14 protein-coding genes are annotated in these 14950 nt (G+C 67.0%); 6 read left to right on the top strand and 8 right to left on the bottom strand.

Annotated elements, in window-relative coordinates:
* Positions 1-52: 52 nt before the first annotated feature.
* The gene (glyA, locus tag HH308_RS14240) at positions 53-1330 is read right to left on the bottom strand and encodes a serine hydroxymethyltransferase (protein ID WP_170194922.1); all 1278 of its coding nucleotides are present in this window, start codon (positions 1328-1330) and stop codon (positions 53-55) included.
* 46 nt (positions 1331-1376) lie between these two features.
* Positions 1377-2576 (bottom strand): DUF885 domain-containing protein, encoded by a 1200-nt coding sequence (locus HH308_RS14235; protein WP_170194875.1) that lies wholly within the window; start codon positions 2574-2576, stop codon positions 1377-1379.
* A gap of 91 nt (positions 2577-2667) precedes the next feature.
* Here HH308_RS14235 and coaA point away from each other — a divergent pair, with 91 nt between their 5' ends.
* Positions 2668-3609 carry a type I pantothenate kinase gene (gene coaA, locus HH308_RS14230; protein ID WP_170194874.1) on the top strand — a complete coding sequence of 314 codons (942 nt, stop codon included), beginning with the start codon at positions 2668-2670 and terminating at the stop codon, positions 3607-3609.
* A gap of 32 nt (positions 3610-3641) precedes the next feature.
* On the opposite strand, the gene HH308_RS14225 is transcribed toward coaA, so the two are convergent.
* From HH308_RS14225 to HH308_RS14215, 3 genes are all read right to left on the bottom strand, one after another.
* Positions 3642-5126: a DUF6777 domain-containing protein gene (locus tag HH308_RS14225; protein WP_170194873.1), complete on the bottom strand. Its 1485-nt coding sequence runs from the start codon at positions 5124-5126 to the stop codon at positions 3642-3644.
* Between the two features lie 128 nt (positions 5127-5254).
* On the bottom strand, positions 5255-5749 hold the full coding sequence (locus tag HH308_RS14220) for a carboxymuconolactone decarboxylase family protein (RefSeq protein WP_246284601.1): 495 nt from the start codon (positions 5747-5749) through the stop codon (positions 5255-5257).
* A gap of 14 nt (positions 5750-5763) precedes the next feature.
* Positions 5764-6528 (bottom strand): SDR family oxidoreductase, encoded by a 765-nt coding sequence (locus HH308_RS14215; protein WP_170194872.1) that lies wholly within the window; start codon positions 6526-6528, stop codon positions 5764-5766.
* 123 nt (positions 6529-6651) lie between these two features.
* Between HH308_RS14215 and pdxR the strand changes: the two genes are divergently transcribed.
* A complete protein-coding gene (gene pdxR, locus HH308_RS14210) occupies positions 6652-8076 on the top strand; it encodes a MocR-like pyridoxine biosynthesis transcription factor PdxR (protein WP_312870591.1) in 1425 nt (474 codons plus the stop codon).
* Positions 8077-8082: 6 nt separating this feature from the next.
* On the opposite strand, the gene HH308_RS14205 is transcribed toward pdxR, so the two are convergent.
* Entirely contained in the window at positions 8083-8865 is a 783-nt protein-coding gene (locus HH308_RS14205; RefSeq protein WP_170194870.1) for an isoprenyl transferase, read from the bottom strand.
* Between the two features lie 125 nt (positions 8866-8990).
* Here HH308_RS14205 and trhA point away from each other — a divergent pair, with 125 nt between their 5' ends.
* From trhA to HH308_RS14190, 3 genes are all read left to right on the top strand, one after another.
* Positions 8991-9662, top strand: a complete 672-nt coding sequence (gene trhA / locus HH308_RS14200; protein WP_170194869.1) for a PAQR family membrane homeostasis protein TrhA — start codon at positions 8991-8993, stop codon at positions 9660-9662.
* Between the two features lie 192 nt (positions 9663-9854).
* Positions 9855-10394 carry a hypothetical protein gene (locus HH308_RS14195; protein WP_170194868.1) on the top strand — a complete coding sequence of 180 codons (540 nt, stop codon included), beginning with the start codon at positions 9855-9857 and terminating at the stop codon, positions 10392-10394.
* 61 nt (positions 10395-10455) lie between these two features.
* On the top strand, positions 10456-11925 hold the full coding sequence (locus tag HH308_RS14190) for a PepSY-associated TM helix domain-containing protein (RefSeq protein WP_170194867.1): 1470 nt from the start codon (positions 10456-10458) through the stop codon (positions 11923-11925).
* On the opposite strand, the gene HH308_RS14185 is transcribed toward HH308_RS14190, so the two are convergent.
* On the bottom strand, positions 11911-12996 hold the full coding sequence (locus HH308_RS14185) for a 3-deoxy-7-phosphoheptulonate synthase (protein ID WP_170194866.1): 1086 nt from the start codon (positions 12994-12996) through the stop codon (positions 11911-11913). The two genes, HH308_RS14190 and HH308_RS14185, sit on opposite strands and share 15 nt — an antisense overlap.
* A gap of 238 nt (positions 12997-13234) precedes the next feature.
* On the opposite strand from HH308_RS14185, the gene HH308_RS14180 reads away from it, so the two are divergent.
* Positions 13235-13822 (top strand): histidine phosphatase family protein, encoded by a 588-nt coding sequence (locus tag HH308_RS14180; RefSeq protein WP_170194865.1) that lies wholly within the window; start codon positions 13235-13237, stop codon positions 13820-13822.
* A gap of 330 nt (positions 13823-14152) precedes the next feature.
* On the opposite strand, the gene HH308_RS14175 is transcribed toward HH308_RS14180, so the two are convergent.
* Positions 14153-14881, bottom strand: a complete 729-nt coding sequence (locus HH308_RS14175) for a type IV toxin-antitoxin system AbiEi family antitoxin (RefSeq protein WP_211188488.1) — start codon at positions 14879-14881, stop codon at positions 14153-14155.
* Between the last annotated feature and the right edge of the window lie 69 nt (positions 14882-14950).

Below are 14950 nucleotides of genomic sequence, written 5' to 3'. Positions count from 1 at the left end.
GAGGAGAGTGGGTTGTGAACTGCGGCTATGCCTCCGACGCCGCCAGTATGCCCTAGATCCGACTCATCAGGCCCCACGACTCCAGACCGTCGTAGAGCGGGAAGTCGAGCGCCAGCTGCGAGACGCGGGCCCGCAGCGCGGAGACGTCGGCGCCCTGTCCTGCGGCGAGCGCGGTGCCGATGATGTCGGCGACCTCGGTGAACTGTTCGGCTCCGAAACCGCGCGTCGCCAGCGCGGGCGTACCGATGCGCAGGCCGGAGGTGACCATCGGCGGGCGCGGGTCGAACGGCACCGCGTTGCGGTTGACGGTGATGCCGACCTGGTGCAGCAGGTCCTCAGCCTGTTGGCCGTCGAGCGAACTGTTACGCAGATCCACCAGCACCAGGTGCACGTCGGTGCCGCCGGTGAGGACCGACACGCCTGCCTTCTCGACGTCGGCGCCGGTCAGGCGATCGGCGAGGATCGCGGCACCCTCCAGGGTCCGGCGCTGCTTCTCGGCGAATTCCTCGGTGCCCGCGATCTTCAGCGCGACGGCCTTGCCCGCGATCACATGCATCAGCGGGCCACCCTGCTGGCCGGGGAAGACCGCGGAGTTGATCTTCTTGGCCCACTCCTGCTTGCCGAGGATGATGCCCGACCGCGGCCCGCCGAGGGTCTTGTGCACCGTCGACGACACGACGTCGGAGTGCGGCACCGGGCTGGGGTGCAGACCCGCGGCGACGAGACCGGCGAAATGCGCCATGTCGGTCCACAGGTAGGCGCCGACCTCGTCGGCGATCGACCGGAACGCCTCGAAGTCGAGGGTGCGCGGATAGGCCGACCATCCGGCGACGATGACCTTCGGCTTGGTGTCGAGGGCGATCTTGCGCACCTCGTCCATGTCGATGCGGAAGTCTTCCTTGCTCACGCCGTAGAAGGCGTTCTCGTAGAGCTTGCCGGAGAAGTTGAGGCGCATGCCGTGCGTCAGGTGGCCGCCGTGGGCGAGATCGAGGCCGAGCAGGGTCTCCCCCGGCTCCATCAGCGCTTGCAGCACAGCGGCATTCGCCTGTGCACCGGCGTGCGGCTGCACATTGGCGAAGTCGGCGCCGAACAACGCCTTCGCGCGGTCTCGGGCGATGTCCTCGACGACGTCGACGTATTCGCAGCCGCCGTAGTACCGGCGCCCCGGGTAACCCTCCGCGTACTTGTTGGTCAGCACGCTGCCCTGGGCCTGCAGCACGGCGCGCGGAACGAAGTTCTCCGACGCGATCATTTCCAGGGTGTCGCGCTGGCGGCTCAGCTCGCCGTTCATCGCCGCGGCGACGTCGGGGTCAAGGTCGGCCAGCGACATCGAATTCACGGACTGTGCGGAGACTGCGTCACTCATGGCCTCAAGTCTAGGTATTCAGTTCGCCGCGCAGCGCGGCCGGGGTCAGCGGCTCGTCGAGCAGCCGGCCGAATCGTGCCAGGCGCTGCGACGCCGGGGCGGCGTCGAGCCACCGCTGCAGCAACCGGTAGCCCTCGACGTAGGTGCTGATGTAGGCGCGCCACAGGGGTGAGGTGAGAAAACGCAGCATCTGCCGGGCGCGGGCCGGCGGTGCCAGCAGCCATGTCTGCAAGAACTCGGCGACGGTGTCCTCGTCGGCGCCGCGGTCGTGCAGCAGAAGTGCCGCGTCCTGGCGTACCGAGAGCAACCCCGACGTCGCGCGGCCCACCCGCTGCGCCCGTTCCCCGTCGAAGCGCAGGCCCAGATCGGCGTAGATCTCCTGGGCCCACACGCCCCAGTCGGATCCGACGGCGGCGATGAGCGCATGGTCGGCGAGGCCTTCGGCCATCAGGCACTGCGGCGTGTTCACCAGGAAGATCGACTGCTCGTGCTGGCCCGCGCCTACCAGGAACTGCTCCTTGCGGCAATGCTCGGTGTGATGGCCCGGATAGGCCTCATGCGCGATGAGGTGCGGCAGCGACGACATGTACTGCGTCAGATCACCGTTGATCGCAACCCGCGAACGATACTCGCCCAAGTAGTAGTTGAACCCGCTCCACGGTTTGTCCGACACCACCTCGAAGTCGACGATCTCGTTGTCCGGCAACGGATATTCCGCACGCACGCGGTCACGCAGCGCACTGGCGAAGGCGTGCACGCACTCGTCGACCCGGTTCGCCGGAATCTCATCGCGTCGACGATGCTCGGCATATGCGTCGGCGACGCCGGACACCGCGACGTCGAGCTCGGCGGCCAACTGCGCGTGCGCATCCCGATACACCTGCGGATCAGCGGGTTCGATGTCGACATCGAAGTAGGCTCGCACTTCGTCGACGAACCCGATGTGGTCCCCGGCCATCTTGCGGGCCGAGCAGTCCAGCGCGACCAGGTGCGATTCGACGAATGCCGCACGCTCCGAAGACAACTCACCGGGCAGCTGTGACCGCAGTTCACGGGCACGCCGGGCGAGGTCCGCCGGGTCGGGCCGCGGACCGGATTCGACGTCGGCACGCAGCCTCGGATCACCGGTGTACGCGTCGACGAAACCCGGCTCCACGCGGTCGAATGCCAGGCCGAGGCGGAGGTACTCGGTCACCACAGTTGACTCCATAAGGTCATCACGATAGCGACGCCGGTGCGCTGATGGACAGTGCGCGTGCCTAAGCTATGACAATGTTCGCTTCGACGACGCCGGTGCGCTGATGGCACGCGACACCAATGGCCGCGATCCGAGTCTGTATATCGAACTCGACCGCAAACAGTGGCGAGACCTGCGCCAATCGATGCCGATGGTGCTCACCGAGAATGAACTCGAATCGCTCGTCGGCCTCGGTGAGCAGGTCGATCTCGACGAAGTCGCCGACGTCTACCTGCCGCTGTCGCGTCTCATCCATCTGCGCGTGGCCGCCCGACAACGACTCTATGCGGCGACGTCGACCTTCCTCGGCGAACTGCAGACCAGCCGCCAAGTTCCGTTCGTCATCGGCATCGCGGGCAGTGTCGCGGTAGGCAAGTCGACGACGGCGCGCGTCTTGGCCGCGCTGCTGGCCCGCTGGGAGTCGCATCCGAAGGTCGATCTGGTCACCACCGACGGTTTCCTGCTGCCCACCAAGGAGCTCGAGCGGCGAGGAATCATGCACCGCAAGGGTTTTCCGGAATCCTACGACCGCCGCGGGCTGTTGCGATTCGTCACCGAGGTGAAGTCCGGGGCACGCGAGGTGACCGCGCCGGTGTACTCGCACCTCACCTACGACCGTGTCCCCGACGTGATGCATTACATCCGGCAGCCCGACATCCTCATCGTCGAGGGGCTCAATGTCCTGCAGACCGGCCCCACGCTGATGGTGTCGGATCTGTTCGACTTCTCGATCTACGTCGATGCGAAGATTCGCGACATCGAAAAGTGGTACGTCTCAAGGTTTTTGCAGATGCGCACCACCTCGTTCGCCGACCCCAATTCACACTTCCACTCCTACGCGGAACTGACTGACGCGCAGGCCACCACCGCGGCGAACGACATCTGGACGTCGATCAATCGCCCCAACCTCATTGAGAACATCCTGCCGACCCGTCCACGCGCGACCTTGGTGCTGCGCAAGGACTCCGACCACTCGATCAACCGGGTCCGCCTGCGAAAGCTTTAGGGCCGCAACGGTATTCAGCCGAGTGCCAGGCGTCAGTGGTGATGGCGGCGCTCTGTGGTGGTAGTGGTCTCCGGCACGACCGGCGGAAGCGTGGTCACTGGCGGAGGCGTTGTCACCGGCGGAGGCGTGTAGACGGGCGTCGTCACCGGCGGAGGCGTGTAGACCGGCGTGGTCACCGGCGGCGGGGTATGGACCGGCGTCGGTAGGGCGCTCGTCGTAGCCGGTGTGGGCGTCGGCGTGACCGTCGGCACCGTCGTCGGCGTGGCGAGTCCCGGCGTCGTCGTAGTCGGGACCGTGGTGCCGGGCGTCGGGACCGTCGGGATTGCCGGAGCACTGGGCGTGGTCGGCGTCGTGGGCGTGGCGGGCGTCGTCGGCGTGGCAGGCGTGCTCTCAGTCGTCGGCGCCGAGGTGCTCGTCGTAGCTTCGGTGGTCGGTGGCTTCGGCAGCGATTCCGTTGGCGGAGCGATGTTTTCGGTTGTCGGGACCGATGGGACGGACGACACGGAGGGCACGGAAGGCACTGCGGGACTCTCGGTCTGCTGTTTCACGATCGGCAGGGGTTCGTCGGAACCGGCATGATCCATTCCGTTGGCGTGCGCCGCCGCGTCGGTGGTCGCGACGAACGGCTCATTGGCACGCTGCGGATCGGGCAGGGCGCCGGTGATCGGCGGCAGGCCGATCAGCGACACGTCGCCGCCGACCGGTTGGCTGCGCGGCGCGCCGGTCCGGATGTCGACGAGGGCGAGTTCGACTCGAACGGTCGGCTGACCGGTCTCGTAGCCCCGGCCGCCGTCGGGCACGGCCACTGCCGCGGCGCTGTAGTCGACCGCCGTGACGTCGTTCGGGTTGTAGTCCTTCCACTTCTGCCCGCGTGCCTTGTAGCCCTTCAGCGGCGCCCGAGCGGGCGGCGCGAGCGGAGCGCCCGTCGAGCACTGAACGCGGGGCACACCGGTTCGATCGACCAGCACCGACGTACCCGCTTGCAGCACTGCCTGATAGGGCTGCGCCTGTCCGGCGCTGTACTGGTTGTTCGTCACCCATGCGTCGGTACGCAGGATGACCGGCGTCAGGGTGTTGATGTAATACGGGATTTGAGCGGTGGTCACGCCGGCCGCGCTCGCCCAGGCGGTTGCGGCGGAGGAATCCTTCGCGAGATAGTTCGCCAGCAACTGCGGGTCGCAGGCCGTCGATCCGGATGACCCGTAGAGACCCGCAAGCGTACCGGCGACGCCTTTGACGCCCCGATTGTTGAGCGTGCCGACGTTCGCCGGTTGCACGGTGGTGTCGCCCTTGGCGACCGACGCGGTGAACGGGCTGCGCGCGCTAGCTCCGACCGCCTGCAGGGTGATCGACGGCCGTTCATCGGCAACCGACCGGCCGCGCGAGGTGAGCGCCACCGCGCAGACGACCACGATGGCCGTCACCAGGGCGGCTACCGTCACCGCCAGGCCGATTGCGGCGGGGCGGTTCGATCCCTTCCGTGGCGCCTCGAATGCGCCGGTGGGCGGGTAGGACATCGGTCTCCCTCAACGATCCTGAACTCACGACAAGTATGTCCGGAGTCCAGGTCCCACCACCAGCCCAGCAGAGGGATTTCAGCCGAATAGACCACTCCCCGCCCCGCGTGGTTGACAAGTCCGTCCCACTACCGCAGCGACCGTTCGTCGAGTCCCGTCGGATAGTTGCCCGCGATGGCGATGCGGTTCCAGGTGTTGATCATCGCGATGCTCGCGACCACCTGACCGAGGGTCTGCGTGTCGAGGATGGCGGCCGCGGCGTCGAACACCTCGTCGGGGACCCCGGCGTCGGAGATTCGGGTGATGGCGTCGGTGAGTCCGAGGACCGCGCGTTCGACGTCGGTGAAGACTCCGGTCGACTCTTCCCACGCGGCGATCAGGCCGAGTTTCAGCGGGTCGACGCCGAGTTCGATCGAGTCCTTGGTGTGCATGTGCAGGCAGTATGCGCACCCGTTGAGCTGCGATGCGCGGATCTTGATCAGTTCACCCAGGGTCGGATCGAGGTCGGCCGACGATGCGCGCTGCAGTGCGACCAGCGCTTTGTACACCGCGGGGTGGGTCTTGGGGATCCACATGCGACGCGGATCACCGGATTCGGTGGCTGCCGGTTGAACGAGTGTCATGGCGTCTTCCCTTCTCACGCACCGACCGCGGCCGGGTAGGTCTGATCGAGCCACTGCCCGAAAGTCGTGGCGGTGACCTCGAATGCACCGTCGGGACGCAGTGCTCCCGACCGGATGACCTTGCCACCGAAGTTGATGCCGAGCACCCAGCGCGGCGTGCCCCGACGCCGGGCGATCTCTCGCGCGACGTCGAGCATGTCGAGGTCGGCGGGCCCGGCGACCTCGACGACGGCGGCGCCCCCGTTGAGCGCGACGTCGGCGAGCAGGTCGGCACCGTCGGCGACGGCGAGTGGCCGAGACAGCATGTGGGCCATCACGCCGACCGGCCCGAGACTCATCGAGTCGAGCATCGTCGCACCGAGTTCGAACCATTGGGTGGTGCGGAACAGGATCACCCGGTCGCCGAGCTCACGCCGGTACACCTCCTCCTGGCGGGCCTTGCCCTGGTAGTAGCCCATCTTCGAATTCACCTGCGGCTGTGCGGCATTCACAATCGACAGACACACCACTCGCTGCACGCCCGCGTCGCGGGCCGCCTCGCTGACGTTGGCGGCGACGGTTCCGAAGAAATCGATGGCCTTACTCGCGCGCTGGGTGATGTTGTTGGCGCACTCGACGATCACGTCGACGCCGCGCGCCGCCTCGGCGAGACCGGCACCGGTGTAGGCGTCGACGCCGACGGCCCGATGCGCACGCACGACGTCGGCGCCCGCCTTCTCCAGCCGGTCGGCGACCAGCCGTCCCATGCCGCCGCTCGCTCCGATGACCAGGATCTTCATGTGCCCTCCCTGAGCGTGTTCTTCGTTCGGTTGCTTCTACTCAACGGTAACGGCCGATTGATCCGAATTCTCGGTTCAATCAGCAGGTCAATTCTTGGGCCAATCGGCGTAGTCTTGCGGACTGTGCCACCGACCGACCACTGGGCCGCCGTCGCCGAACGCCTCGGCACGGACCTGTTTCTCGACTTGCAGCCCGACCCGTCCGCACCCACCCAGGGTCGCGGCGCCGCGATCCGGCGCACACTGACCCGCGAACTGCGTGCGGCGATCACCGACGGCCGACTTCCCGCCGGGACCAGGCTGCCGCCTTATCGATCGCTTGCCGCCGACCTCGGTGTCGCGCGCGGCACGGTGTCGGCGGCGTATTCGGAACTCGTCGTCGAAGGCTGGCTGGCGGCCCGCCAGGGCTCGGGAACCGTTGTGGCGCATGGCGCCGCGCCACCCGAGCGACCGGTCCCGCCGCGGCCCGCGCACGCCGGACCCAAGCACGACTTCAGTCTCGGCGCGCCCGCGCCCGGGCTCTTTCCCCGCTCCGACTGGATCACCGCGACTCGGGTGGCCCTCACCGATGCCCCGCATTCGGCATTCGGCCCGGGTGATCCGCAGGGCAATTACCAACTGCGCGAAGAACTGTCCCGCTGTCTCGCCCGCGTTCGAGGTGTCCGCACGACGCCGGAGCGCATCGTGCTCACCACGTCGGTGCACACCGCGCTGATCACGCTGAGCAAGCACGTCGTGCACGGCGACCTGGCCGTCGAGGCCTACAGCTTGCCCTTTCACCGTTGGTCGATCGAAGCGAACGACGTTGTGACGCATCCGATTCCGACCGATCGCGACGGCGCGGACATCGCCGCCCTCGACACGCTGGACGTCGGCCCGGTCCTACTCACTCCGAGTCACCAGTTCCCCACCGGCGTCTCGCTGAGCCCACCGCGCCGGGCCGCCGTCGTCGCACGCGCCCGGTCGCGGGCGTCGTACATCGTCGAAGACGACTACGACGGCGAGTTGCGTTACGACCGGGAGCCCATCGGCGCGCTGCAGGCTCTCGCGCCCGACGCGGTGATCTACACCGGTTCGGTCAGCAAGACGCTGTCGCCCGCGTTGCGCATCGCGTGGCTGGTGGTCCCCGACGAACTCGTCGGACCGTTGGTCGCGGCTAAGGGTTTGCGCGAACCGGACGCCAGCGTCGTCGACCAGCTCGTGCTGGCCCAGTTGATCCGCTCCGGCGCGTACGACCGCCACATCCGACGCAGCCGCCAGTACTACCGTCGACGCCGAGACGAGCTCGCTCGCCGGATGCACACCGCGGGCATCGACGTCGGGGGCGTATCGGCCGGACTGCACACCGTGATCGGGTGCCCCCTCGACGCGGAACCGGCGATCCTCGAAAAAGCTTGGGCCGCAGGGTTTCTCGTCTTCGGTCTGGACCAGTTCCGCCATCCCGACGCTCCGAAAGACCGCGGCGGCATCGTGGTGGGGTTCGGTTCGCCACCCGATTCGACGTTCAGTTCGGACGTGAATGCGTTGGCGCAGTTGATGAGTCGGTAGGCGTCGCTACTTGCCGAATCGCCGGCTGCGCGCGGCGTAGTCGCGCAGTGCCCGCAGGAAGTCGACGCGCCGGAATTCGGGCCAGTAGGCATCGGTGAACCAGATCTCCGAATACGCGCTCTGCCACAACAGAAATCCGGACAGCCGTTGCTCCCCCGATGTGCGGATCACCAGATCCGGGTCGGGTTGCCCCTGGGTATAGAGGTTGCGGTCGATGGCCTCGACGGTCACGGCGTCGATCAGCTGTTCCGGCGTCGCACCCTCGGCCGCGGTCTTCGTCAGCAGCGACCGCACGGCGTCGACGATCTCCTGGCGCCCGCCGTATCCGACGGCGACGTTGACGTTCATGCCGGTGCGATCGTCGGTGCGCGCCGATGCCGTGCGCAGTCGTTGCGCCACCTCGTCGGGCAGTTCGTCGAGGGTGCCGACGATGCGTACCCGCCAATCGCCGTCGGGGGCGGAGATCTCGTCGACGATGTCGGGGACGATCTCCATGAGGGCGTCGAGTTCGTCCGACGCGCGCTGCAGATTCTCCGTCGAAAGCAGGTAGATGGTCACCGTTTCGATGTCGAGTTCCGAGCACCAGCCGAGCATCTCGGCGATCCTGGCGGCGCCGACCCGGTGACCGGCACTGACGTCGTCGAAGCCGGCCTCGCGTGCCCAGCGACGGTTGCCGTCGCAGATGATCGCGACATGCCGGGGATTGCGTGAGGGGTCCATCAGTTGGACGAGGCGACGTTCGTAGACCTGATACATCGGTCGTCGCAATCGGTCCGGAAGGATCTTCACCTGCTTGCACTCCCGCGCGTCGACTGCACAACTGTCACCGTGGACACTTTACGCGCTCACCTGAGACGAGACTGACAGCGCGCATTCGATCGGCCGACCCCAAAACCTACGGTACCGTAGGTTGCATGGTCATCACTCCGCCGGATTCGACGACGCCGGTCAAACCGCGCCTGCGTGGAGTCATTCATCAGTACTCCGCGTTCATCGCCGCAGTCGCGGGCATAGCGCTCGTCGTCGGCGCAACGGTGCTGCGCGATGGGGGAGCCGCGCTCGCCTGCGCCGTCTACGCGATCACCGTCGTCGGCTTGTTCACCACCAGTGCCACCTATCACCGCGTCACCTGGCGGACGGTAAAGGCCCGCGTGACGATGAAGCGCGCCGACCATTCGATGATCTTCCTGTTCATCGCCGGCACGTATACGCCGTTCACGGTCCTGGGGCTGCCCGACCCGACGCGCTGGTGGGTGCTGGGAATCGTATGGACCGGTGCGATAGCCGGCGTCGTGCTCAAGATCGCGTGGCCTGGTTCGCCGCGGTGGCTCGGCGTGACGCTCTACATCATCCTCGGCTGGGTCATCGTCGCCGCCGCTCCGGCACTCGTTCACCAATGCGGCGTCGCGGTGATGGTGCTCCTCGCCGTCGGCGGCGTGTTCTACAGCGTCGGCGGCGTGCTGTACGCGCTGCGCTGGCCGGAACCGTGGCCGGGCGTGTTCGGCCATCACGAGGTGTTCCACGCGTGCACCGCCGTCGCGGCGCTGTGCCATTACGTGGCGGCCTGGCTGCTGGTCGCGCCGTAGCGCCGGGTTACGTGGTTTCGACTCGGGCCTTCGCTAGCGCTCCGGCCCGGCTCAACCAGCGGAGACGGCATTGCCCCGCTCCCCCGCTCCCCGAGTGCCGAAGCGAGCTCGCGAGCTTCGGTGTAACGAGGGGCCGGCGACACGAAGAACCCAACCCAGCCCAGTCCACCAGAAGATCTGTACCCTGACCGGGTGCCGACCTCCGTCCCGACGACACTGCGCCGCGTACGCGGTTGTGTCGCCGGCGGCTTATCCGGCGGCACCAGCGTCGTCGCGCACGGGCTCGGCGGCGGTGACTCACCGTCGACCACCTCGCTGGCGCTGCTCGTCGTGGCCTGCGCCGCGTTCGGCGCCACCGCGTCGAGCGTCACCGTCGCCCGCGGCGCGCTGCTGCCGCTGCTCGCGGTGATCGTCACCGGCCAGACCGTCGGCCACGCGACGCTGCTCGTCACCGCACATCACGGCCACGTCGGGCTCGGCGTCACCCCGACGATGCTCGCATTTCACGCTCTCACCGCCGCGATCGACGTCGTATTGATCCGACTGGCCGAATCCGCTGCGGTGTGGGCGATGTCGTTATTGCATCGGCTGGTCATCGTACTGGGCGATTCGCCGCAGGCCGACGCGCCGATGTGGGTTGCCGTGTCCCCGACCATCCGGGCACCGCACGGCCTCGTTCTGTCGGCGACCGCGGTCACCCGCGGCCCGCCCCCTGTACTCATCTCGCACTGAATTCCCTTGCGCGCCCGGTCATCCCGGCGCGCCACCCGACTATTCGCGAAATGAGTCATGCATGTCTTCACCACCGGTCTCTTCTACGACCCCGAAATCCGATCCGTCCCAGGCTGATTCCCACGAGTCCCGACCCCCGCGTCGCCCGTCTTCGATGACTCCGCTGCTTCGTCGCCTCCACTTCTACGCGGGCATTCTGGTCGCGCCCTTCCTCATCGTCGCCACCGTCACCGGTGCGATGTATGCGGTCGCTCCGACGCTGGAGAACCTCGCCTACCGCGGCTATCTGCACGCCGACGCCGCCGGACCGGCGAAATCGGTTGCCGCTCAAGTCCAAGCGGCGCGGCGGGTACTGCCCGACCTCACACCGACCGCCGTGCAGCCGGGTATCGACGGCGCTACCACCCGGGTGCTGTTCGACGACCCGTCGCTCGGCGAGTCGTATCGCTGGTCGGTGTTCATCGATCCGGCGACCGCGACGTCCCAGGGCGCGCTGCAGGTCTACGGCAGCTCGGGCGCGCTCCCGATGCGCGCGTGGATCGACCAGTTGCACCGCAACTCTCACCTCGGCGAGCCGGGTCGGGTGTACAGCGAGCTCGCGGCGTCGTGGTTGTGGGTCATCGCGCTGGGCGGACTCGCCCTGTGGATCAACAGATTCCGCAAACAGCGGCGGGCCGGCCGCGACACGCGATTGCTGAGCGTCGACCGGTCCCGATCGGCGTCGACGCCGGGTGCCCGGCTGGCCCGCACCGTGAATTGGCATGGTGCAGTGGGCATCTGGCTCGTCGTCGGGTTGGTGTTCCTCTCCGCGACCGGTCTGACCTGGTCGAAGTTCGCGGGTGAGAACGTCACCGACCTTCGATCGGCGTTGAACTGGAACGCTCCTTCGGTGAGCACGACGCTGGGCCACGAGCATCACGGGGTGCCGATGGACACCTCGTCGGCCGCGCCACCGGAAGCCTTCTCACCGGAAGCCTTGTCTACCACCATTTCCCGTCTCGACGCCGTCGTCGCGACGGCCCGCTCGGCAGGTTTGCACGGCGTTGTCGAGGTCTCCATTCCGGCCGACTCGGCGACTGCCTACCGGGTGCAGCAGTCCCGCGAGCCGTGGGTGTTCTCCCGAGACGTGGTGGCGGTCGACGGCGCGTCGAATACCGTCGTCGACGTCGCCCGGTTCGCCGACTGGCCGTTCGTGGCGAAACTCGCCGAATGGGGCATTCAGCTGCACATGGGCATTCTGTTCGGCGTGGTCAGCCAACTCGGCCTGCTCGCCCTGTGTATCGCGCTGCTGACCGTGATCGTTCGCGGCTACGTGATGTGGTGGCGTCGCCGACCCCGCCGCGGCACCGCCCCGCTCGGCCCGCCGCCCCCGGCGGGAGCCTGGCGGGCCGCGCCATATCCCGCGATGGCGGGCGTCGTCGTCACAGCAGCGGTCGTCGGCTGGTTCGTTCCGTTGCTCGGCGTCACGCTTGTCGGGTTTCTCATGTTCGACGCCGGGCTGCGCAGCGTTTCGCGGCTACGCCACCGGTGAGGTGATGGTGCGGTTGGCCTGCGCCAACCGCGCCAGCACCACCGTGGTCGCGGCCCAGTCCATGCACTTGTCGGTGACCGACTTGCCGTAGACGAGCGGCTGCGCGTCGGGTGACTGCGCACCCGCCTCTAGGAAGCTCTCCAGCATCACGCCGCTGATCGACGTGTTGCCCGAGGCGAGCAGGTCGGCGATCTCGCCGGCGACGACTGCCTGCCGGACGTGGTCCTTGCCGGAGTTGGCATGCGAGCAGTCGACCATGACGCGTTGCGGCAGTGAGGTTTTCGCGATCACGGCGACAGCCTCGGCGATGGACTCGGCGTCGTAGTTGGGTCCGGCGGTGCCGCCGCGCAGGATCACGTGGCAGTCCTCGTTGCCGGCGGTCTCCACGACCGCGCCCTTGCCGAAGTCGTCGACGCCGAAGAAGACATGTTGTGCCGCAGCGGCATTCACACCGTCGACCGCTACCTGGACGTTGCCGTCGGTGCCATTCTTGAACCCGACCGGCATCGACAAGCCCGACGCCAACTGGCGGTGCACCTGCGACTCGGTGGTGCGCGCGCCGATCGCACCCCACGCGACGGCGTCGGCGATGTACTGCGGGCTGGTGGGTTCGAGGAATTCGCAGCCCACGGGCAGGCCGAGGTCGATGATGTCGAGCAGCAGCGAGCGCGCGGTGCGCAGACCCCGCTCGACGTCGAAGGTGCCGTCCATGCCCGGGTCGTTGATCAGGCCTTTCCAGCCCACCGTGGTGCGCGGCTTCTCGAAGTACACGCGCATCACGATCTTGAGCGTGCCGGCGTATTCGGTGGCCAGCGGCGCGAGACGGCGCGCGTAATCGATTGCGGCGATGGGGTCGTGGACCGAGCACGGACCCACGACTACCAGCAGCCGGTTGTCGCGTCCGGCCAGGATTTCGGCGATCTCTTCGCGGTCGCGGGCCACCGCCACCGCGCGTCGGGCGGTCAACGGCAGTTCGCTGCGCAGGGTGTCCGGCGAGGGAATCGCCCGGAAGGAGCGGATCCGCCGGTCGGAGGTCGACGCCGCGTCGAGAATCTGATCGGAGGTGGTCATTTTGTACCTTTCGCTGAGATGAAGCCGGAGTCCGGGCTCAAGCGAAGGCTCACCACTTCACCCGGAGATGCGAAGAGCAGCAACCTTGTTGGTCGCTGCTCGGCTCCGGGTAGTGCGTGTGCGCGCTCGTCAGCGCTTCATCACAGGCTCACCCGGAGCCTCGATAAAGAACCGCCAATAGGCGCGCACTGTGCTGATCACGCCGTCCAGCGTAGCACGGCCCACTACAGTTCCCAGAATGGACTCTCGCACCGGCCACCGACTGCTGCTCGTCCGACACGGACAGACCGAGTGGGCCATCAACGGACGCCACACCGGACGGACCGACATCGATCTCACACCCCTCGGCGAGAGCGGTGCCCGCGATCTCGCCGCGCATATCGCAAGTCTGCAACTCGACGACCCATACGTCATCTGCTCGCCTCGACTGCGGGCCCGACGTACCGCCGAACTCGCAGGCCTATCCGTCGATGAGACAACCGAATTGGTCGCCGAGTGGGACTACGGCGACTACGAGGGACTCACCCGGATCTACATCCAGGCTGAGCTCGACCCGTCGTGGACCATCTTCACCCACGGGGCGCCGGGCGGAGAGTCGGTGGCGGACATGACAATTCGCGTCGACGACGCCATCAAGCACGCCACCGACATCATGATGGACCGCGACGTTGTCATCGTCTCGCACGGCCACTTCTCTCGATCCTTCATCGCCCGATTCCTGGACCAGCCCATCGATTTCGGCGCGAAGCTGACCTTCATCCCGGCTGGAACGGCGCTGCTGTCCGACGCCGAGCCCACCCGAACGCTGGACGTCCTGTCGGCGTAAAGCTTTCAGAGCCGCAGCCAAGAAACACGATTTCCTCACAGATGCCACTCTCGGATCGCGGCCATCTGTGAGAAAAGCGTGCGTCTGCGCAGAATCGTCCTCATCCACGCGGAACCGCGTGCATGAGGACGACCGCAGGATCCAGTGGCGCCAACGGCGGGGACATCTTGGCGACAACCCGGTCTGACAACTCCGCGGGATTGTTGGCATGGCGCCAGTTCCAGCGGACCACCCTGATGCCGACCTGGTTGAAGGCGTCAGTACGTTGCTTCTCGCGGTAAGCCGCAGCGGCGTCATCGCGGTACTTCAGAACGCCATCTGCTTCACCGATCAACAAGAACTCGGGCCACCAGAAGTCGGCCCGCCCAAGGCATATTCCACCGACATAAAACGAGGGCTGAAGCTCGGGAACAGGTACCCCGCGTCACGCATCTCGATTCGGCTGCGCGACTCCAGAACGGACTCTGACAGCCCATCCATCAACTCCACCGCCACCCGCGCATGGGCCACACCGCACAACCCGCGCGCGAGATCCAGCTCGTAGTGAAGCTCCGACCTCGTGCACAAACCGTCGTGTAGCGCGGCGTCGCCGACCACTATCGCGGGAATGCGGGAGTGCCGACGCGCAATGTCGACCACGGTACGTGCTGGACTCACGACCGGGATCGCGATATCAGCCAGGTTCACAAGACTGACCGGACGTCGATCACTGACCAATCGCACTCTCCGAGTCGAACGCGATCCTGACGCGTGCGAAAAATCCTGTGCGACAAACTGATTGACCGGCAGTCCGAATAGCGGAAGGCCCAACGCCGCCGCTGCGGATACCTCCGCCAACGCCCGCCTCTCACCTCGTGGACCGCTCGCAACCTTCCGCGCCCACGCCTGCACAACGCCGCGGTGGCGCGATTCACGAGTTCCATCGTCGTCGCGCGGACCGTATAAACCCGGTCCCAGATAGTCCAACGTGCCTGTCTTGGCGGCCCGCCGAATGGCTTCATCGGTGAAGCCGAGCGCAAGCAGTTCGGCGCGCGTGGATATTGACTGGATCGGTCTCATGCGTGAATAGACGCAGCGGTGACCGTTTCGGTTTCATCCTGGGCCGAATCTCGCACAGAAACCTGATTT

This window comes from Gordonia asplenii, assembly GCF_012933505.1.
GTDB classification, from domain to species: domain Bacteria; phylum Actinomycetota; class Actinomycetes; order Mycobacteriales; family Mycobacteriaceae; genus Gordonia; species Gordonia asplenii.
Note: the sequence above shows the minus strand (reverse complement) of the source record. Positions and strands in the feature narration are given on the sequence as shown.